Origin of the sequence: Corynebacterium sp. MSK158 (assembly GCF_030229085.1) — a bacterium.
Taxonomy (GTDB): domain Bacteria; phylum Actinomycetota; class Actinomycetes; order Mycobacteriales; family Mycobacteriaceae; genus Corynebacterium.
Genome location: NZ_JASPHJ010000006.1, coordinates 26684 through 45454, shown reverse-complemented (window position 1 = coordinate 45454; position 18771 = coordinate 26684). Strand labels below are relative to the sequence as shown.

At 56.5% G+C, this 18771-nt stretch carries 18 protein-coding genes and 1 tRNA gene; 17 read left to right on the top strand and 2 right to left on the bottom strand.

The annotated features are described in order from the left end of the window. Positions 1 to 3 precede the first annotated feature (3 nt). The 17 genes from QP915_RS06210 to QP915_RS06130 all read left to right on the top strand — a co-directional run bounded on the left by QP915_RS06210 (position 4) and on the right by QP915_RS06130 (position 17559). Positions 4 to 429 carry a Gp19/Gp15/Gp42 family protein gene (locus QP915_RS06210; RefSeq protein WP_269966533.1) on the top strand — a complete coding sequence of 142 codons (426 nt, stop codon included), beginning with the start codon at positions 4 to 6 and terminating at the stop codon, positions 427 to 429. After that, positions 426 to 794: a hypothetical protein gene (locus QP915_RS06205; protein WP_284768684.1), complete on the top strand. Its 369-nt coding sequence runs from the start codon at positions 426 to 428 to the stop codon at positions 792 to 794. Before QP915_RS06210 ends, QP915_RS06205 begins: the two co-directional genes overlap by 4 nt. Beyond that, positions 784 to 1083, top strand: a complete 300-nt coding sequence (locus QP915_RS06200) for a hypothetical protein (protein WP_284768683.1) — start codon at positions 784 to 786, stop codon at positions 1081 to 1083. Before QP915_RS06205 ends, QP915_RS06200 begins: the two co-directional genes overlap by 11 nt. Next, positions 1073 to 1504, top strand: a complete 432-nt coding sequence (locus QP915_RS06195; protein ID WP_269966536.1) for a hypothetical protein — start codon at positions 1073 to 1075, stop codon at positions 1502 to 1504. Before QP915_RS06200 ends, QP915_RS06195 begins: the two co-directional genes overlap by 11 nt. Positions 1505 to 1575: 71 nt before the next feature. After that, complete coding sequence (locus QP915_RS06190) at positions 1576 to 2400, top strand: hypothetical protein (RefSeq protein WP_284768682.1); 825 nt, start codon at positions 1576 to 1578, stop codon at positions 2398 to 2400. Positions 2401 to 2535: 135 nt separating this feature from the next. Then, positions 2536 to 2874 carry a hypothetical protein gene (locus tag QP915_RS06185; protein ID WP_284768681.1) on the top strand — a complete coding sequence of 113 codons (339 nt, stop codon included), beginning with the start codon at positions 2536 to 2538 and terminating at the stop codon, positions 2872 to 2874. Beyond that, positions 2874 to 3572: a hypothetical protein gene (locus QP915_RS06180; protein WP_284768680.1), complete on the top strand. Its 699-nt coding sequence runs from the start codon at positions 2874 to 2876 to the stop codon at positions 3570 to 3572. Before QP915_RS06185 ends, QP915_RS06180 begins: the two co-directional genes overlap by 1 nt. Before the next feature lie 25 nt (positions 3573 to 3597). Continuing rightward, on the top strand, positions 3598 to 10695 hold the full coding sequence (locus QP915_RS06175; protein ID WP_284768679.1) for a phage tail tape measure protein: 7098 nt from the start codon (positions 3598 to 3600) through the stop codon (positions 10693 to 10695). Continuing rightward, positions 10696 to 11430, top strand: a complete 735-nt coding sequence (locus tag QP915_RS06170) for a phage tail family protein (protein WP_284768678.1) — start codon at positions 10696 to 10698, stop codon at positions 11428 to 11430. A 78-nt stretch (positions 11431 to 11508) separates the two neighbouring features. After that, positions 11509 to 12480 carry a hypothetical protein gene (locus tag QP915_RS06165; RefSeq protein ID WP_284768677.1) on the top strand — a complete coding sequence of 324 codons (972 nt, stop codon included), beginning with the start codon at positions 11509 to 11511 and terminating at the stop codon, positions 12478 to 12480. After that, complete coding sequence (locus tag QP915_RS06160; protein ID WP_284768676.1) at positions 12480 to 14069, top strand: hypothetical protein; 1590 nt, start codon at positions 12480 to 12482, stop codon at positions 14067 to 14069. Before QP915_RS06165 ends, QP915_RS06160 begins: the two co-directional genes overlap by 1 nt. A 146-nt stretch (positions 14070 to 14215) precedes the next feature. After that, positions 14216 to 15151, top strand: a complete 936-nt coding sequence (locus QP915_RS06155; RefSeq protein ID WP_284768675.1) for a collagen-like protein — start codon at positions 14216 to 14218, stop codon at positions 15149 to 15151. Further along, complete coding sequence (locus QP915_RS06150; protein WP_284768674.1) at positions 15152 to 15463, top strand: hypothetical protein; 312 nt, start codon at positions 15152 to 15154, stop codon at positions 15461 to 15463. It abuts the gene before it with no gap. A 124-nt stretch (positions 15464 to 15587) separates the two neighbouring features. After that, positions 15588 to 16400: a peptidoglycan recognition protein family protein gene (locus QP915_RS06145; RefSeq protein WP_284768673.1), complete on the top strand. Its 813-nt coding sequence runs from the start codon at positions 15588 to 15590 to the stop codon at positions 16398 to 16400. Further along, positions 16401 to 16766, top strand: coding sequence for a hypothetical protein (locus tag QP915_RS06140; protein ID WP_284768671.1), 366 nt, complete (start codon positions 16401 to 16403; stop codon positions 16764 to 16766). A gap of 2 nt (positions 16767 to 16768) precedes the next feature. Then, positions 16769 to 17197 carry a hypothetical protein gene (locus tag QP915_RS06135; RefSeq protein WP_284768669.1) on the top strand — a complete coding sequence of 143 codons (429 nt, stop codon included), beginning with the start codon at positions 16769 to 16771 and terminating at the stop codon, positions 17195 to 17197. A 2-nt stretch (positions 17198 to 17199) separates the two neighbouring features. Beyond that, positions 17200 to 17559 carry a hypothetical protein gene (locus tag QP915_RS06130; protein WP_284768667.1) on the top strand — a complete coding sequence of 120 codons (360 nt, stop codon included), beginning with the start codon at positions 17200 to 17202 and terminating at the stop codon, positions 17557 to 17559. A 181-nt stretch (positions 17560 to 17740) separates the two neighbouring features. On the opposite strand, the gene QP915_RS06125 is transcribed toward QP915_RS06130, so the two are convergent. Together QP915_RS06125 and QP915_RS06120 are read right to left on the bottom strand one after the other, a co-directional pair. Beyond that, a tRNA-Arg gene (locus QP915_RS06125) sits at positions 17741 to 17814 on the bottom strand. 39 nt (positions 17815 to 17853) lie between these two features. Continuing rightward, positions 17854 to 18771 carry a LysR family transcriptional regulator gene (locus tag QP915_RS06120; protein WP_284768665.1) on the bottom strand — a complete coding sequence of 306 codons (918 nt, stop codon included), beginning with the start codon at positions 18769 to 18771 and terminating at the stop codon, positions 17854 to 17856.

Sequence of the window (18771 nt, the reverse complement as noted above, 5' to 3'; positions counted from 1 at the left end):
GCCGTGCTTGATATCGACGTAGAGTATGTGGCTGACCGCCTACCTCGTGAGCTGACCGAAGCGGAGAAGCAGCGCCTCGAGGTTCTCATTGATGATTCAGTGGAACTGATTGAGGTGGCGTTTCTTCGCGCCGGGCGTGACTTCCACGCGGAGCTGGAAACAGTCCCATGGTTGGAGGCTGCGGCGCGGCGTGTGGTGCTCGAGATGGTGTCTGCTGCGACTTTGGTGGGCACTAATACTGGCATGCGGTCTATTTCGTCTACTACGGGTCCACAGTCGGATTCGGTGACGTTCTCTGATGTGGATTCCGTCTCTTGGGGCGGTGTTCGACTCACAGACGAACTACTGAAACTTCTTGGCCTGTGGCATCGCGGTGCCCGTGGCAGGTTTCCTCGACCGCGGCGTTGGCCGGAGAGGTGGTCACCATGATTCGCCCAGACCAAGCCGGTGAGCCTATTACGGTTAAGGGCGGCATGGTGGGTCGTGACCATCGTGGCCGGCCCCAGTATGCGCCGGGCCGTGTGATTGAGCACTGTGTAGTATCCCCCGCGGGTGACCAGGTCGTTAAAGGCGACGGGTTTACTCATGGGGATATTACGAAGCTGCAGGTGCTAGCCCCGCCTGGGACGGTGGTGGCCGATGGGGATACGGTCACCATTCGTGGTGAGGATTACACGGTGCAGCAGCGTCGGTCGTTTGATTACTCGGTAGGTCGACGGCCCGTAGTTAGTTGGCATCAGCCGAAGGTTGTGTTCATCGTGGAGCGTGGGGAGGTGAGTGACGGTGTCGCTTAACTACCATGAGCTTTTCGCACAGATGGCGAAGCAGCCGCAGGTGCAGGAAGCGGCCCGCAAAAAGGCGGAGCAGGTGAAGAAGTACATTGAACTTCGCTGGCCTGATGTTAATGACCTTTCCTCCCGCGATAAAGCCTTCCTCGGCGAAGGCGGTGACGTTGTGAAGGTCACCCACGCTACTCGTGGCACGAACCGCCCTACGCATGTGGTGACGGTGCGTCACCCTGGCGCTGTTGCTAAGCAGGCCAAGGACGGTTTTCTCACTAAGGCGGTGAAGGATGCTTCCTGATTTTGGGGTAACGCCTGACCCGCCCGCCCTGGTACACAAGCACGTACTGCGGCTTATCCCGGAGGCGGACCATGACATGGTTCATCTTCACTTCTTGCCGGATGGTTACAACTGTCACCAGGATGGTTTAGCCATTGTGGTCAGTAGTGACGTGCAAGAAGTTGATGATTCCGCCCACTCGCGTGACCTCGTGAAGGTCAGCGTGTACGGGCCGGACCACATGATGGTTCGTCGCTATGGGAGGAGTCTTTACACGGCTTTGACCCAGGGAATTACCGGCGTTGGTCTTGGTGTGTCGCGGTCTGACTCGAAATTCTTTGGGTCCGGGCCGTCGTATCAGCCAACTGGGTTTGTGTCGACGATGAGTTTGTCGGTCGGTATCGGCAAGCTTTTCTTCCAGTCGCCGGCGCGAACAAATTAATCCGCACATTTTCCTTTTGCCACCTCGAAGGTCGGGGTGGTTATTTTTATGTCCTTTGAAAGGGGATAACAATGGCTCAGAATCGTAGCGTTGGCCTTGACCTGCGCGTCCTGGAGGACCGTGAGGTACTGGTCAACTTCTCTGATGACCCGATTATTGATAAGAAGACCGGTGCGTTTGTCGGCGAGTGGGAATCCCTCGGCCTTGAGCCGACCGATTCTCAGCATGGTCACACTCGTGAGGTTTCCTCCAACACCACCAACCTGACCGGTGGCCAGTCCTCCACCTCCTACACCGCTGGTGCTATTACCGCCGCTGTGGATGGTATCGCTGGCTCCCCGGTTATGCGCTACATCGAGAACCCGGGCGCTGTGGTTCAGGACGGCACCACCTACGGCAAGCACTCTGACCAGGTTGCTAAGGGCTATGTGGCGTTTGTTCACAAGTTCACCTCCGGCTTGGTTCGTATTTGGGTGTCCCGTGAGAAGGCTGACCTGGTGGTTAACGAGCGTGTTACCGCTAAAGACCCGCAGGCCCGCCCGGTTCAGATTACGTTCAACAATGGTGACGATGAGCGCTACTACGAGGAGCGCTTCTACATCGTCGGAGAGGATGGCTCTGTGGTCCGCGTTGAAGAGAAGGTCTTTAAGGATGTTGCAGACGTTCAGGCTCAGATTGAGGCCGGTACTGCATTCCACCCGCAGGCTTCTTCCAATGGCCTGACCGCCATGGTTGTTACCGACGATAAGTCTGGTGACGTGACCCTGCATGAGTACGAGGACCCGGAGACTGGCGAGACCGCTACGGGCGGCAATGAAGGCGTTCGCGGTAGCGATCAGCCGGCTGCTCCGTCTGACCCCGGTGAGACCACCGGTGATGCTGGTGCCGGCGCGTAGTTAATTCTTTGATGGGCCTTGCGTCTTTCGTGGTGATTCCGCGTAAGGCCCTACCTAAGACTTTTGTCTAGGAATCACCGCCCTGTTTGGCCCCGTAGAGTGCGGGGTCTTTTTAATTCCATAGGAGGAATCACCATGGCGCAGAAGAAGAACACTGACCAGGTTGAGGTCGTGAAGAATGAGACCACCAAGAATGCTGGTGGCGAGGGCCAGATTGTTGACGGTATTTATACCGAGCGTGAGGTTGAGCTGCTTAATGGTGTGAAGGTAGATATTGAGGTCATTGTTGACCGCGATATGCTGCCGGCGTCTGTATCGTCCCTGGCCCATGAGGGAAATATTGAGGGCATGCTGATGGCTCAGCTGACCGCTAAGACCCGTAAGCTGCTGGATTGGACTGGCGCTACTCGTAAGGACCTGCATGAGGTTATTGGTCCGGTTGTTCAGCGTGGCACGGAGCTGGCTGATAAGTAATGTCCGCCCGGCTGATTCTTGAGGATGAGCCGGGTGCTTGGGTGGAGTTCACCTGCGGTGGGGTTCGTTATAGGGCGCGGCGTGACCCTATGTTTCTCGGGTTTGAGGATTTGGGGCAGTTGCTGGAGAATCCGCGGATTCTTTGGCGCTTGTATGACGAATCATCGCGGGTGAAGTCCATGACTGCGGCCATGCTGTCTGGGGGTCTTTCCGGGCAGTTGAAGGCTTATCTTGAGGCTTGTGGGTTGAGTATTTTTAAGCTTGCCCTGGCTGCTCACGCGGTGGAGGATATTGACCTTCTTGAGGTTGATTTGCTGCGCATTGGTCTTGATGTTCGGGATTGGCTGGACCCGGAGGGGCCGTTGTCTACGCGCCGGGTTGTGGCCTTGTATCAGGACTTATTGGACCGCCCGGAGTCTCGTGTTGGGGCTAAGCGCATGGACATTAAGCCGGCCGATAAGGCTGCTTTGGCTGTGTCTTTGTTCCAGACGAGTCAGATGGATAAGGGCTTTGAACACCCGTTCTTGAAGTCTCCCAAGGATTTGGAGCAGGAAGCGGAGCAGGCACGTATCGCTGCGGAAAAGCGTGAACGTATGGGGCAGGACCGGCGTCGTGTTCTGTCGGATGGTTCCGGTAAGTCGTTTAAGTCGTCGCAGGCGGAGTCTTTGCGCATGTTGCAGGAATTGAATCCCACCTAGAGGTGGGGGATGAGAGGTTTTTAATATGGCTGCTGGTTTCGTATCAGTCCCGGTTGTTCCCACCTTCAAAGGCATGTCCAAGGAGTTTTCCGAGCGCCTAGAGAAGCCAGCTAAGGCTTCCGGTGAGCGCGCCGGTAAAGCCATGTCTGAAGGCCTGGGGTCGGGGGTTGAGAACCTTGAGCGTCAGGTTAAAGCCTCTTCCGCTAAGCTGCAGGACCTAGACCGCGCTTATGAGAAGTCGGCGTCCAAGCAGGCAGCCCAGAAGGAAAAAGTCGAGGCCGCAACCCTGAGACTTCGAGATGCTGAGGACAAGTACCAGGCGGCTCTGGAAAAGGGCGATAAGGGCGTTGCTGAGCTGGCGAAGGTCAAGGAGGCTAAGGCTCGTGTTATCGGCGAGACTGAGAAGCTGGAGCAGGCCGAGATTGATGTCCGTGTGGCGGAGCAAAAGCACCAGGACCAGCTTGATGACCTAAACTCCACTCTAGGGAAGCTGCAGGACTCGCAGTCTGGTCTGAATCGCGAGTTGGAAAAGTCCGGTGGCGCTTTTGGTGGCATGGGGCAGGGATTCTCCAGTCTTAAAGGTAACCTGTCCGCCGTTGGTCCTGTCATGGATTCAATTTCTTCTCGCCTTAAAGGCATGGTCGGCCTTCTGGGTGGCGCAGGTCTTGCGGGAGCTTTGAAATCAACGGTTACTGCCGGTATGGATTATGAACTATCCATGAACACGCTTCAGGCGGTATCGGGCGCTAGTGCCGATACTATGGAGCTTGCCGCTAAACGGGCCCGTGAACTAGGCAATGACGTGTCCCTACCAGCTACTTCTGCCGCATCGGCCACTGATGCGATGGTTGAGTTGGCTAAGGGTGGTATGGATGTTGCGGAGTCGATGGATGCTGCTCGAGGCACGATTGCTCTAGCTGCTGCCGCGCAGATTGACGCGGGCCAAGCAGCCACTATCCAGGCGGCCGCGTTGAATACTTTCAGTCTCGAGGCTGACCAGGCGACACGTGTGGCTGACGTTCTCGCGAATACTGCTAACGCCTCGTCTGCTGAGTTGACTGATGTTGCGGAAGGCATGCAGCAGGCAGGTACGGTCGCTAACCAGTTTGGGGTGTCTTTGGAGGACACTTCTGCGATGCTGGGCATGTTTGCGAATGCGGGAATTAAGGGGTCTGATGCTGGTACGTTGATGAAGACTGCGTTGCTGAAGCTTGCTAATCAATCTGCCCCGGCTAAGGGTGCTATTGAAGAGCTTGGTCTGTCGATTTATGACGCTAACGGCAAGTTCGTCGGTATGCGTTCGTTGATGGAGCAGCTTCAAGAGGCTTCTGGGCGCATGACTGATGAACAATACCAAGCGGCAACTGCCACCCTGTTTGGTTCGGATGCTATGCGTCTTGCCGGCATCGCAGCGGAACAGGGTGTAGAAGGCTTCGATAAGATGCGTGATTCTGTATCGCGTAGTGGCGCGGCCCTTGATGTGGCGGGCGCCAAGATGGAAGGCCTTCCAGGTGCGATGGAGAAGCTGCAGAACAACGTTGAAGAGCTTGGCCTTGCCTTGTATGAGGAAATTAAAGGCCCTCTGGAGGTTGTGGTTAAGGCTGCCTCTAAGGCCGTTGACGGGTTGAGCTCGTTTTGGGGATTGCTGCTAAAAATCCCGGGCGCGTCGCAAGCGTTGACCGCTGTTCTGGTGGCGACTGCTGCGGCTGTTGCTGGCCTGTCGGCAGCGATGCTTGGCTCTGTAGGTGTGGCTGCTCTGCTTAATACCGCTAAGGGTGTTATGACTGGGTTGTCTGCGGCGAATGCTGCGGCGTTTGTTGCAGAGACTGCTGCGCTTGAGGGTGTCACCTTAGCTACTGCGCAGGCAACCTTTGCGATGAAGGCGTTTGCTACGGCAATTTTAACTAGCCCTATTACATGGATTGCTGCAGCAGTTGTTGCTGCTGGAGCTGCGTTGTGGGCTTTCTTTACTAAGACCGAAGTGGGTCGTGAGCTTTGGGGTAAGTTTGTTGACGCGCTGCAGTCCGGTTGGGACTGGATTTCTGGTGTGTTTGCCGCCGGCTGGGATTGGCTGTCGGACAAAATTGGCGCGTTCTTCGGCTGGTTTAGCGATGCGTTCAATGGTATGAAGTCCATCCTTGTTGATGGTGATTTTACTGAGGCTTTTGCTAACGCATTTAATGTTGATGAGGACTCCGGGCTAGTTGATTTCCTGTTCCGAGTACGTGACGCGGTACAGGAGCTGTGGGGTTTCCTGCAGGAGAAGCGTGACCAGTTGGCGGCTATGCTGCAGCCGGTTATTGGCATATTGTCTGGTGTGATGCGTGACGTGGTGTCCTCGCTGGGCGATACTTTGGGGGCGCTGTGGGATTCATTGAAGTCTATTGGGGAGTCGTTAGGCTCCGCCCTGGGCAGCGTGGCTGTATCCCTGTTTGAGTCCCTAGTCTCTGTAATCCAATCCTTGTGGAAGGCGTTTCAGTCTCTGTGGGAGGCTGTTCAACCAATTGGTGAGTTCTTCCTTAACTTGCTGCTGCCTGTTTTGAAGGTTGTGGGTGCGGTCATTGGCGGCGTTGTTGTCGGTGCCGTGTTCCTCTTCATTGGGGCGTTGAAGGTTGTGGCTGAGGTTCTTGCGTGGGTTGCGGATAAGTTCGCATGGCTTATGGAGAATATTCTTGGCCCGTTTATTGAGATTCTGGGCCAGGTTGCTGCTTTCATCATTGAAACAGTTGTGTCGGCATTCACGTGGCTGGCTGAGAAGGTTATGGCGGCATTCACTACCGTGTTGGAGTGGATTGGCACGTTCCTGACCTTCCTGCAGGAGAACTTCTGGCCCGTTGTTGAAGCCATTATGGGCTTCGTTGGTGATGCTTTCACGGCCTTGTGGGATGGTTTGTCCTGGGCGTGGGAAAACGTTGTTCAGCCAGTCTTCAACGGTATCTGGGAACTGGCTCAGGTCACTCTCGCAGTGATTGGTACAGTTATTCTTACCCCGCTGCTTATCGCCTGGAATCTTCTTTCGTCTGCTATTCAGTGGGCGTGGGAGAATGTTATCCAGCCGGTGTGGCAGGCCCTAGCCAACTTCGCCCAGGAGATTCTGTGGACAACTCTGCAGACCGTGTTCCAGTGGATTGGTGATGCGTGGCAGTGGCTGTCGGACAAGTTCTCCGCAGTATGGGGCTGGATTCGAGACAACGTCCTCAACCCCATGGTGGACTTCTTCCAGAACACACTGTGGCCGGCCATTCAGTCGGTCCTCGGCTGGATTGCGGACAAGTGGAACTGGTTGTCGTCGATTCTGTCCACGGTATGGGGCTGGATTCGTGACAACGTAATCCAACTTATGATTAATGGATTCCACCTGCTCTGGAATACGGTATCTGCGGTCGCGGGCTGGATTTCTGATAAGTGGAACTGGCTTTATGGCATTCTGCTGAACATCTGGAACTGGTTGAATGAGAACGTCATCCAGCGCCAGATTCGTGGCTTCCACCGTATTTGGGAAGCTGTTTTGTCTGTTGCTGGTTGGATTGCGGATAAGTGGGACTGGCTCAAGGATGCGATGCACGCCACGTTTCAGTGGATTGATGGCAATGTGTTTACGCCGTTCCGTGGTGCTCTCGATCGTCTGAAGGGATTCTTTGGAACGGTTGTTGATGGTATTAAGACGGTGTGGAATGGATTGAAGTCCGCGCTTGCTGCTCCGATCAACTTCATGATTAATACGGTCTATAACGACGGTATTGCCAAGGCGTGGGATACCATTGGTTCGTTCTTGCCGTTGAAGCCGAAGACGGCGACGAAGTTGAGCCCCATTGGTGGTTATGCCACTGGTGGTGCTATCCATGGTCCGGGGTCGGGTACGTCGGATGATATTCCGGCGTGGTTGTCGAATGGCGAGCACGTATGGACGGCTAGGGATGTGCTTAAGGCTGGTGGCCAGCAGGCTGTTTACGCTATGCGTGATGCTATCCAAAATGGGCAGGCCTTTAGCTTTGATGGTAATGACTTGACCTTGTTGCCTAAGCATGTGGATAACAAGAAGGGTGATCTTCTTGGTGCGGCGCCGTCGTTGTTCCCGGCGTTTAAGGATGGTGGCGAGGTTCGCCCGATGTGGGAGCTTCAGTTGGAGCGTGCTCACAAGTGGGCGAAGTCCCGTAGTGGACGACCGTATGTTCTGGGCGGGTCTGCTGACGGTGCTGGCGGTACTGACTGCTCCGGTTTCATGTCTGGTATTGCGGATGTGATTGGCGGCGGTACTGGTGCTCGTCAGTGGGCTACCATGGCGTTTAACGGTGGTGGCAACCAGCAGCACCCGTCTGGCCCGCAGGGTTTTGTCGCGGGTCTTAAGGCGCACACATTTTCTATTGGTGTGACGAACGGAGGTGCTGCAGGCGGTCACACTGCCGGTACCCTCGGTGCGACGTCGCGTATTGGCGCGGTTAACGTCGAGTCCGGTGGTTCACCATCCCTGGTGAAGTACGGCACTGGTGCTGTTGGAGCTAACGATTCGTACTTCACTACGCATTATCACCTACCGATTGGCCCTGGCGGCGCGTTTGTCGTCGGTAAGGGCAGTGGTGGACCGTCGCCGGAGCAGATGATGAATTTCATCCTCGATAAGGCTAAGGGCGCGATAAATCACATCCTTAATCCGATTGAGTCGATGTTGCCGTCTGGCCCGCCCGCGTGGAAGGAAATTCCTCGCGGCGTGTACCGCGCCGGTAAGGAAGTCTTACCTAAGGGGGTTAAGGCTGGTGTGGATGCGCTCGGGGACGGTCTAAGTACTGTCTATGAGGCAGCGTCCGAGGTTGGCGACATTGTTAAGTCTGCTGGCAAGTCTGCTACTGAGTGGGCTGGTGAGAAGCTCGGCCTGTACGACCAGGGTGGTTGGTTGCCGCATGGTGGGTTTGCTCAGAACCTGTCGGGCAGGCCGGAGCCGGTGTTTACCGCATCGCAGTGGTCGAGAATGTCGGACATGATTCGTTCCCTGGGGGACCTTGTTCCAGCGATTGAGGGACAGACTAAGGCGATTGCTAAGGCTGTTGACGACACGGAAGCCTGGGTATCCAAGACTGTCGGCGATATGCAGGACTGGATGTTTAAGGTCGGTGACTATAACAGCATTGAAGGTATTACCGCCCGCCAGGGTGTGCGTCGTGTTCTTGACTTAGGTATCGACCTACCGGGGGCTGATGTAATTAACACGGTGTTAGACGGTGAGGACGCACTGTGGGATTCTCGCGCCCGCGCCGCAAAGAACATGGAAAATGTTGCTGCGAAGGAGGACGCTCTTCAGAAGGCACGTCAGTCTGCTGGAGAGGCGCAGCAAAAACTCCAAAACAGTTCGGAGGAGGATAGAAAGAAGAACGCTGAAGAGGCAGCTAAGGCTAATGAAGAGGTGGCTAAGGCGGAGCAGGAGTTAGCCGCTGCGAGGAAACAGCAGGCTATGGACCTGGACAATATTGTTCTGGTATCGCAAGAGCAGGTCACTGGTTTTATTCCTATGGCTGAAAAGTTTGCGGACCAGCTGGTTAGCCTGGGTGTTCCTGCCGCTGCGGTAGGTGCCGGTTTGGCGCAATTCACTGGCGGACTATCTGCTGTGGCTGCTCTTATTGGCCCTGCGGGTATCACCCTGGGCATGGCTCTTGACATGGTGCAGATTGCTATTTCTATCGTCAAGGCAATTGTTGGGGCGATTAAGAAGGCAATCGCTAAGGTCAAGGAGCTGATTGGCAAAATTAAGGAGTTTATTGCCAAGATTCGTAAGGCTCGACTGGATGCGCTGAAGACGCTTGCTGATGGCTGGGCTATCGGCGCGGATTACGCGAAGCTAGTAGTGGACCTGCAAAGCAGGGTTACCTCTCTGCAGCAGGCTCTGATTCGTGGTGCGAATGAGCAGCGTGAAGCAGAGTACAACCTGATGCTGGCGCAGCACGACCGCTACATTGCGGAAGCTGAAGGCGCGTTGAAGGTAGCTGAGGCTCGTCTGGCCCTGGATGAGGAGATTCGACGCGGCGCGGTTGCTGCTCAGTTGAAGATGATGGGGCTGCATGAGGACTGGGACTCCTACATGGCCTATCAGGCTCTGGAGGCCCAGGGCGTGCTGGAGGAATGGTCGGATGCTGCTATTTCTGCGCTGTTTACGTATGAGAAGGCGCGTGCTGAAGCGTTAAAGGGTGAGGTTTCTGCCCGTCTTGACCAGATTAAGGCAGAGGCCGCTCTGGCTGAGGCTCAGCGTCAGAACGTGCGTAATCAGCAGGACCTACTGAAGGCGCAGGAGCGTCTGATTCGCATGTCCGCTCAGGTGGCGGGCATCGAGTTAGAGGATGCTACTGGCACCGCTGAGATTGCGAAGCTCATGGCTGAAATGGCTGAGGTTAAACAGGCCATGGACCAAAACACTCTAGGACGCTGGGGTGCCGCCATGGGCGCGAAGGGGTCTCGCGCTAATGAGTATCGTGGCCAGAAGGCTCACTATGATGCTTTGCAGCAGGCGCTTTTTGCGGTAGCCGGAGCAACCGGAGCAAACATCGACCAGGGCAACCTGGACCGCACACTCAAACTAATGGGGCGCGCCGCCTATCGCGGCAGCGACCCTATGGACGTGCTTCGCTCCCGCATGCCGGAGTTGGCGCAGGCTGAAATGGCATTGCGAGTCAATGATGCGCTGAAGCCGATTTATGATGCCCGAGACCAGAGGGACGATTTAGCCCGCAAGGTTGAGGACTTCACCGCCGAAGTTGACCTGTACGAAAAGACCACACCGCTGGAGCACACGCTTAAGGGGCTGGACTACACGATTAAATCGTTGGAGCAGTCCTCTGAGGCGTGGGCTGATGGTAACGAGGAGCTACGCGGTGAGTATTTGGCTGCGGCTAAGGCAAATCGTGACGCGGCTGAGGCTGCTGGTGTGGATTGGAAGCTGGACTCGAAGTACGCGAATGCGGGTGTTCGGGACCAGCTTCGTCGTGAGACAACTATTCACCTTGATGGGGAGAAGATGTACACGGCGGACCAGATTGATGAGTTGTTGGCGGAGGTTACTGCCGGAACTAATGGTTCGTACAAGATTGTCCGGTCTGCTAGTGATGTTGCTGTTTCTCGCAGGAAGGAGCGGGTCTAATTGCTGAATGTGGTGTTGATTACCGCTCTGGGTGATGAGTGGCGACTGTCTGGAACGGACCAGGAGTCGGAGGTTCTTGCCCCGTATGGGATGTTGGAGACGCTTAAGCCGGAAGTAACCCGGTCTGATTTGCAGGTCCCCGGTGGTGCTGGTGTGCTGCCGGGGGCGCGGCGTTTCGGGCCTATTTCTACCGTGCTGGAGTTCTACCTGAAAGCCCGTGAAGGTGAGGACCTGGAGGACACGCACCGTAGGTTCCGTCAGGGGTGGGCTGCAGCAACGTGGTCTAACCCGTGCGTGATTAGCATCGAGTCGGATAACCCACTGTCCCCGTTGACATTTGAGTTAGTGGTGGATGGTGTGTTGCCGGGTGTGTCGGTTGATATGCGGAGGCGTTCGGCGGCGACTTTGTCTGTGCCGGTGTTATGTGCTGATGGTGTGGCTAAATCATCAGTGATGACCGGGACAGAAAAAGTCACAGTGACGAATCACGGTGATGTTAATGTATGGCCCAAAATCCGCTATCAGGGCGCTGGGGGAGTGGTAACCAACCCTTCTGGGGCGAAGTTCACCCTTCCACGCGCTGCGGAGGAAACCATCATCGACCTGAACCCTCGTGTGCTTCGCCTAGACGGTGCATTCCCTGAGAATGTGCCGCCCGGGGGCACTGGGGTGTGGGTGTTGCCTGCGGGTGCGCAGCTCGAGTGGACGCTCGGGGTTGCTGACCCGTGGAGCTAAAAAGAGGACTTTAAACATTCGGAGGTGTAGTCCTGCCTCCCCTTTTTATGACCAAATTGAATTTTGTGAGGTGTGAGCGTGGCCGATTGGGCATCGTGGAAAAAGACCGTTGACTACACCGTAAAAACCCAAGGCCGCTGGTACGGAATCGGTAACGCGGACGGAACACCATTGTTTACGCTTCCGATGCCGTCGGAGCCGGATACGCCTGAGCAGTGGATGGAATCAGCAGACCTACAAGTGAAGTTCCCAGCCCGTGAACCTGATGGGAGCGTGAACCGCGCCGCTGAACTTCTTGTGATGGACGCACTAGACAAGTTCGACCCATCCGGCCAATTACCTACCGCCGAGGGAGACTACATGCTCCTGGCAGCGTTTCCTGGCCCTGGTGGTCGTGTGGTGCGTCGTGGTGGGGCAATCGTGCATGCTACTGCGAACGATGAGGACAATGATGGTGTCCCGTCGGAGATTACAATCAACGCACTGAATTGTATGGACGTGTGGCACACCATCCCCGCGGTGTCGTGGCCGGCTGCGTGGTGGAAAGCAGAACCCTACGAGGTGGGGTCGGACGAGTCGGGGATTGAGTATCAGCAGAAGCGGCTGATGGCCCGTGTGGAGCTTGCAACGAACGCCATGTTTGTGTGGAAGCACGGGCCGGCTGCATTCGTGATTCGTCGCCTGGCACAGGAGTCCCTTGACGCCGTAATGAGGTCTCAGGCTGACCCGGATGGTGTGAAGTGGGTCGATGACCCCTACCACGTGGTGGAAGTACCGGAGAAGGACACATCCGCAGAAATCAGCCTCGAGGCCCGTGATGGTTTCCTTTGGGAGACGGTGTCTAAGCAGGCGGAGAATGCCGGAGTGATTCTAGGTGCCTATATCTGGTGGCCGGGTGATGAGCCGGTTAGGTGCTGGTCGCAGGCCACATCAGGTATGAGTGCTCGGGATGTTGATATCACGCCGAGTGAGGGGGAATCATCCCGCACTCTGGGGTATCGGACTTTTGAACACGCGATGATCGTGCTGACAGTAAAGGAGGTGGCCTAATGCCAACACCGTATCTTATTGCTGATTCAGCGCAGGTTACTGTCCTGCGGTCATTGGCCTCTACCGCGTTCGGTAAATACAGCGTAGCCCTACCCGAGGGCGTCGACCTCGAGGATGTGTATGAGGTCAGTGCGCCGGGCAATGAGCTGGCCTACGTGTCCAGCCTTGGCGGTAAGCGGCGTGTGGGTGGCATGTTCCGCAGGTTCGTCAGGGCGGACGTGAATATCACCGCCCAGGGGGAGGACATGGTCCCCGCGTCGGATGTGGAGCGGGTGCTGGACGATGCTGCGAAGCGTGTGTCGGGTGATTTCTTCCTTGAGTCGGATATTACTTTGGCGGGTCTTGGCCCGTGGGTGCCGATGGTGGATTTTCAGGTTGGGGATATTGCCAACGTTGAAATCTGGGGGCGCGTCGTGCCGCTGGCGGTGACGCGGATTGAACCGAAGCGCACAGACCACTCGGACAGTGACTGGTCAATCCACGTTGGTGGGCAGCTGCTTTCTGATTCTGAAGCCCGTCTGGCGGAGAACACTGATATTTATAACGCGGTTGTTAATGACCGTCGTGAGTTGGCTGGCCTGGATGGGAAGATTCGAGCTGAGACTAACAACCGTAAAGCTGATGTGGAGTCGGTGCGTGGTGTGTTGACTGGTGAGGGGGAAGGCCAGGAGGATTTGTTGGCCTCTTTGGCGGGGTTGAATAAGCAGCTTCAAGAGACGCAGTCTGACCCGCAGCCTGGTCTTATTCCCGCATATATTGCGATGAATACGCGCCTGTGGGAGCTGCAGAAGGAGATTAACGCCAAGAATGAGGAGTTTCAGCGCCTGACCGCTGAGATTGACGCGCAGCAGACTGAACAGATTAAGCAGCTACAGGAGGTGCAAAAGCAGCAGGCCCTGGAGTCCCAGGGGCGAATTCGTGAGTTGATGGCCACCCCTGGCGGTACATCAGACCCTGATATTCGTCCTACGTCTCGTGATGATGGTCAGGATGGGTGGCAGGTGAAGTTGACGGACATGGTGGGCGGTTCGCTGTTTTATGTGAAATGGTATGAATCGCGAGATACGACAAGCACCGGCGGGGATTGGGTGGAGCCTAGCAGTGAGCTAGTCAGGACGACTGCCCAAAATAGCGGTTCCTACACATTGCGGGCTAATCCAAAGAATATATACCTTTTCGCCCGTTGGGCTGCTGCTGAGAAGAAGCAGGTTACGGTAGATGAGGCTACCGGCCCGTGGTCCGTGTCGCGTAGCACGTGGTCGAATGTTTTGACTGTGAATGCTCCTGCTAAGACTGCGGAGCAGGTGGCGCTGCGGTTGAAGGTTACGTGGTCAGCAGCTACCTATGACGATACTTACGGTATCCGTATTCGTGCTGGTGGCAGGGTGCTGCAAGAACGGATGATGGAGCATTTGGGGCCGTGGAGCTTTTTGGAAAATGGCCGACGTTGGATGTCTGTGACGGTGTCTAATGCGACGGTGGAACCGGGTGAGGATATTACGGTGGATGTTTATTCGACGGCGACGCTTGCTGGTGGGCGTCGAGTGGAGCAGGTGGAGTTGACTGGTACGTGGATTGAGGAGGTCTAATGCCAACTATTAATGGTGATTTGTTGTTTGTGTCGTCTAGGGCGGCGCAGGTGTCGGAGGTGTGGGTGCGTGCCCCAAAGGTGCGTACTCATGCGGAGGGTGTGGTAACGACTGGGAATGACCGTTTCCCTGTTAAGGATGGGGAAGTGTCGTTTACGGCTGTGCCAGGGCCGGCTGTGCTTGCCCTCATTAGTCAGGGCCGTGCTGTGGACACGGTTCCTATTGTGGTGGGGGAGTCGGATTCGCAGACGCTGCGGCAGGTGGTTAATGCTGCGGAGATTGCGGATGATGCCACTCAGCGTGAAATTGAGAAGCTATCAGCCCAAGCGATTCACCTGGTGGATTCTTCTACGGAGAATGCCCGCAAAGCTCAGGATGGTGCTACCCGTGCCGAGAAAGCAGCGGGCGAGGCTAAGAAGTCTGAGTCTAATGCCGAGGATGCCGCCCGTAGGTCTACTTCTTCCGCTTCGTCAGCTAATCGGTCCTCGGTATGGGTGTCCCAGGCGGAGAGCCGTGTGAAGGAGTCTGAGGCGAGTGCGAAAGAATCTGCACAAACGGCGACCGCCCAAGCGTCCAACGCTGCGGATAGCGCGGGTTCCGCGAAGGATAGTGCGTCTTCTGCTGCCGCTTCGGAAAGTGGTGCCAAGGAATCCGCAACGGCTGCTGAGTCTAGCGCGTCCAAGGCCGCTACGTCGGAGCAGAATGCGTCTAAGTCCGCTAGTGATGCGGCAGGTAGCGCCACCAGCGCTAAGCAGGATGCTGACCGTGCCGCCAACATCGCCGACTCCACTAGCTGGGATGGCGACAAGCTCACCGTCAACGGTAAGACCAGCCCATCGCTAACCGGCCCTACTGGCCCTAAGGGCGAGCCCGGCTCTAAGGGTGATACTGGCCCGGCTGGCCCTCCGGGTGAGGTGACGGAAAAACAGCTGGATACAGCTATCGCGTCGGAGAAGGCCCGCACTGTCGGCATGGTGTGGATGGTTGAAACGGAAGGCCAAGCTCAGACGAAAGAAGCCAGCTGTCAGAAGGGTGATTTTATTCAAGTCGTCGAAACCGGAAACGTCTACCAGGTGGTGTAAATGAGTCTTAAGAAAATAGGTTCCCGCGAGTCTACCGCGTTCGAACTGTCACCCAGAAGTGGTACGGATTCTAAAATTCTTGGCGATTCGCATGTCCTGTGGATGACTCTTTCGGATGCTTATATCTATCTCTGGCCCGGTCGATACCGTATCGACAGGACAGAAGCGGGCAAAATCGAAGTATTGTCAATGAGGACGTGGGAAGAGATAGGCACCTACGATACCTCTATCGTCTACCTAGAGGTGCACAGTAGTGACAACGCCGTTTACTTCTATGGCGGCGGAACCGTATTTATCACTCGTCTTGCATAGAGGAGACCGCCCAAGCGGGTTGGGAGCCGTCCGCAGTGCCCGCCCTCTGGAAGAAACTATAAACACGCACACCCACCGACCGCGCCCTCCGGGGCGCTTTTATTTTTGCCCAAGGAGACACAGCATGGATTGGTTAAACGTCGAGCCGGATAAATACAACCTGCTCAGAAAGAACTACACACCAGGCAGGGGAGGAGCGAACATTGAGTTCGTCACCCTGCACCACATGGCCATGATTGGAGACGTAGACGACTGCGTAAGGGGGTGGCAAGACCGTCCCGCCAGCGCCCACTACGCCATCTCCCCAACCGGGATGATTGGCCAGGCCGTCAATGACGTGGATACCGCTTGGAGTAACGCGAACCTGTGGTCTAATCAGCGCTCCATCAGTATCGAGCATTCTAACAGTGCAGGCCCCGACCAGGATTGGCCTATCTCGGAGGCCACACGGGAAGCGGGTGCGCACCTTGTCGCCGCCTTGTGCCGCTACTACAAACTAGGCAGGCCCGTATCTGGCAAGAACGTACGGTTCCACAGTATTGAGTCCGGTGGTTCCACCGCCTGTCCGTATCACCTGCGCCCCGGCCATAAGTACCACGACCAATACATTCGCCGCGCCCAGTACTGGTACGACCAGATGACTACCGGTAAGACCTCTACGGCTAAGCCGGTGAAGAAAGAAAGCAAGGGGATAACTATGAATGCAGTGGACCAGGTCAACGCCCACACCAGGGCTTTCATCACCGGGTATTTAGGGCCCCAGATTGATGCCCTTCAAGAAGTATGGCGACAACTTCGAGGCCCATCGGGTAACGGCTGGCCCCAACTAGGGCAGAACAGCAAGGGTCAGAATCTCACCCTCGTTGATGCGGTTGCCGCGCTCCGCGCCGACGTGGCACGTATTGAGAAGAAGCTGGACGAAAAGGGGAAGAAGTAAATGGGAAAGCACTATAATCAGGCTGTTCTTAATTCAGTGTCTGAGCGCGTGGCCGAGGCCGTTGCGGTGGAGTTGCAGGAGCAGCCGTGGTGGCTACGCTACAAGGGCACCATCATGCTAGTACTCCAGGCTGTGGCGTGGGTTGCGGGTGTTATCCCCGTGTATTTTGCGGACGCTCCAGAATGGACAATCATCCTCATCGGCGGCATTGGTTTCTTCGTCACCACCCTGACCAACCGTCTCACCGTTGATGGTGTCACCCCGTCTATGGCACCGCGCCTAGCCGGCCAGGCGGAGCGCCGCGAAGCAGCAGAAGCTCCCAACACCCTGCCGGTCTACAACGGCCCCACCACAGCGGGGGAGTGAGTATGGATTGGGGAAGATTTAAGCGCCGCGCCTCCCGATGGCTCGTATCCGACGCTGCCGGGCTGTTTATTCTGGGCAGTATCTCCATTGCTCGCGGCATGTCCTACACGCCCCTGCTTGTGAACCCTGAGCGGAAGCCGACGCATTTTATGGAGAGTGTGCTTAATCCGCCGTCGTGGGCTGTGGTATGGCTTCTCATGGGGGCGCTGTGCCTGTGCGGGGTTAAGTGGCCGAGGTTGGTGCCTGCCGCTGTGGGGGCTGTTGTGGGGCTGCATTCCATGTGGGCACTCAGCTTCATCTTTGCCACCATCTTTGGTGACCTCACCCGCGCTTGGGTGTCCTCCCTCGGTTATATCGGTATTGCCGCCATGACCCTCTACGCCTACGCCCGCGGGCAGACTAGTGAGTTGAAAATAGTAGACGGGAGGTGACGATGATGCCCGTGGATGGGCCACTAGCCACCATCATCGTCGCCATCATCGGCGTTGCTGGCACTGTGATTGGTAGCGTTCTGACCGAGAGGAACCAAAAGAAGAAAGCCGAGCTGGAAACCCGAGGCCCCGAATGGGAATCATTTACTAATAGCATTCGTGAGTGGACGAATGAGCAGCTGAAAGAACGCGACAAGTCCATTGCGGAGATGCGGGGCGAAATTGCGGAACTCCGGGACAAACTGGAGGTGTGGAAAAGTCGGTACTTTATCGCCGTGACCCACATCCGCCAGTGGAGGCTCCGCCACCCGGAAAGTATCGCTGATTTGCCGATTCCTGACGAGCTAGAGAACGATTTCTAGGTTGACCCTCACCCCTTGTGGGTGGGGGTCTTTTTTCGTTTTAGGGGACAAAACGGCCATGCATTTCCACGACATCCACGACAGGAAACCACCGGAAACCACCGGAAACCACGGGATAGGTTGGAAAGAAGAAACCCCCTCCCACCAGCGTTTTTACTGGTAGAAGGGGGTTTCTCAAAAGTGCCCCCAGCAGGATTCGAACCCGCGACACATGGGGTAGAAACCCACTGCTCTAATCCGCTGAGCTATGGGGGCTTACAACGCACTCATAGTAGCCCACGAGGGCGGGGAAACCTAAGCCAGGGTGCGCTGCGGCGTGCGCAGGATGTCCACCAAGTCTTGGGTAGCTGCGGTCAGCTCGCGATCCGTGCGGTAGGCCACGATGGCGTAGTAGCGCGGCAGGTCATCAGCAATGGGGCGGGTGATGATGCCGTGCGGCTGCACAGTAGGTGCGCAATTGGGCACGATGCTGACGCCGAGGCCACTGGAGACCATAGGAATCGCGCTATTGAGGCTGGCGACCTCCTGGGTCTTTTCCGGCTTGAGGCCCGGCCGGCTATTCCACAGGTCATGGTAGAACTCGGCCAGTTCCGGAAGTTCGCGGCTGCGCGGTGGGACAAGCCATGTTTCCTTCTTCAAGTCAGCGAGGGAGACGGGGGATTCCAACTCGGCCAGGCGCTGGGGAAGGGCGACGGAGTAATCGAACGTGGCCACCTGGTGGACGGTGAGCTCGGGGGAGTAGCGGCGGATGAAGGCCTTCGGATCGGACGTCGGCAAGAGCGCTAGGTCCACCTGGCCATCCAGTAAGTGCTTGATAGCGGTGGCCGGCTCGGCGTCATCCAGCGAGATATTGGCGGTGGGGTAAATCCGCTTGAGCTCAGCGAGGGCGGCAGGGGTAAATTCCCAGTTCAAAATGGCGCCGGAGGCGAGGGATACGGTGCTCGCCTTGTCGCCGGTTATTTCGCTGATATGGCGCTGGGTTTCGCTCAGCAGGGCATCAACCTTGACGGCCGTTTCGTAGACATAATCGCCGGCCTCAGTGGTGGAGACACCGGAGCGACCGCGCGAAAGCAGCTGGGCGTTTAGCTCCTTTTCCAGCTTCCGGATGGAAAGGCTCAGAGACGGCTGCGTCATATCGAGGGATTCGGCAGCGTGCGTGAAGGATCCATTGTCTACAACGGCGCGAAAATAAAGAAGTTGACGGGTGTCCAT

Coding starts and splice junctions, on each gene's coding strand:
- QP915_RS06160 (WP_284768676.1), top strand. CDS start 12,480: ATGCCAACACCGTATCTTATTGCTGATTCAGCGCAGGTTACTGTCCTG.
- QP915_RS06175 (WP_284768679.1), top strand. CDS start 3,598: ATGGCTGCTGGTTTCGTATCAGTCCCGGTTGTTCCCACCTTCAAAGGC.
- QP915_RS06185 (WP_284768681.1), top strand. CDS start 2,536: ATGGCGCAGAAGAAGAACACTGACCAGGTTGAGGTCGTGAAGAATGAG.
- QP915_RS06145 (WP_284768673.1), top strand. CDS start 15,588: ATGGATTGGTTAAACGTCGAGCCGGATAAATACAACCTGCTCAGAAAG.
- QP915_RS06140 (WP_284768671.1), top strand. CDS start 16,401: ATGGGAAAGCACTATAATCAGGCTGTTCTTAATTCAGTGTCTGAGCGC.
- QP915_RS06190 (WP_284768682.1), top strand. CDS start 1,576: ATGGCTCAGAATCGTAGCGTTGGCCTTGACCTGCGCGTCCTGGAGGAC.
- QP915_RS06120 (WP_284768665.1), bottom strand. CDS start 18,771: ATGGACACCCGTCAACTTCTTTATTTTCGCGCCGTTGTAGACAATGGA.
- QP915_RS06205 (WP_284768684.1), top strand. CDS start 426: ATGATTCGCCCAGACCAAGCCGGTGAGCCTATTACGGTTAAGGGCGGC.
- QP915_RS06195 (WP_269966536.1), top strand. CDS start 1,073: ATGCTTCCTGATTTTGGGGTAACGCCTGACCCGCCCGCCCTGGTACAC.
- QP915_RS06135 (WP_284768669.1), top strand. CDS start 16,769: ATGGATTGGGGAAGATTTAAGCGCCGCGCCTCCCGATGGCTCGTATCC.
- QP915_RS06180 (WP_284768680.1), top strand. CDS start 2,874: ATGTCCGCCCGGCTGATTCTTGAGGATGAGCCGGGTGCTTGGGTGGAG.
- QP915_RS06130 (WP_284768667.1), top strand. CDS start 17,200: ATGATGCCCGTGGATGGGCCACTAGCCACCATCATCGTCGCCATCATC.
- QP915_RS06150 (WP_284768674.1), top strand. CDS start 15,152: ATGAGTCTTAAGAAAATAGGTTCCCGCGAGTCTACCGCGTTCGAACTG.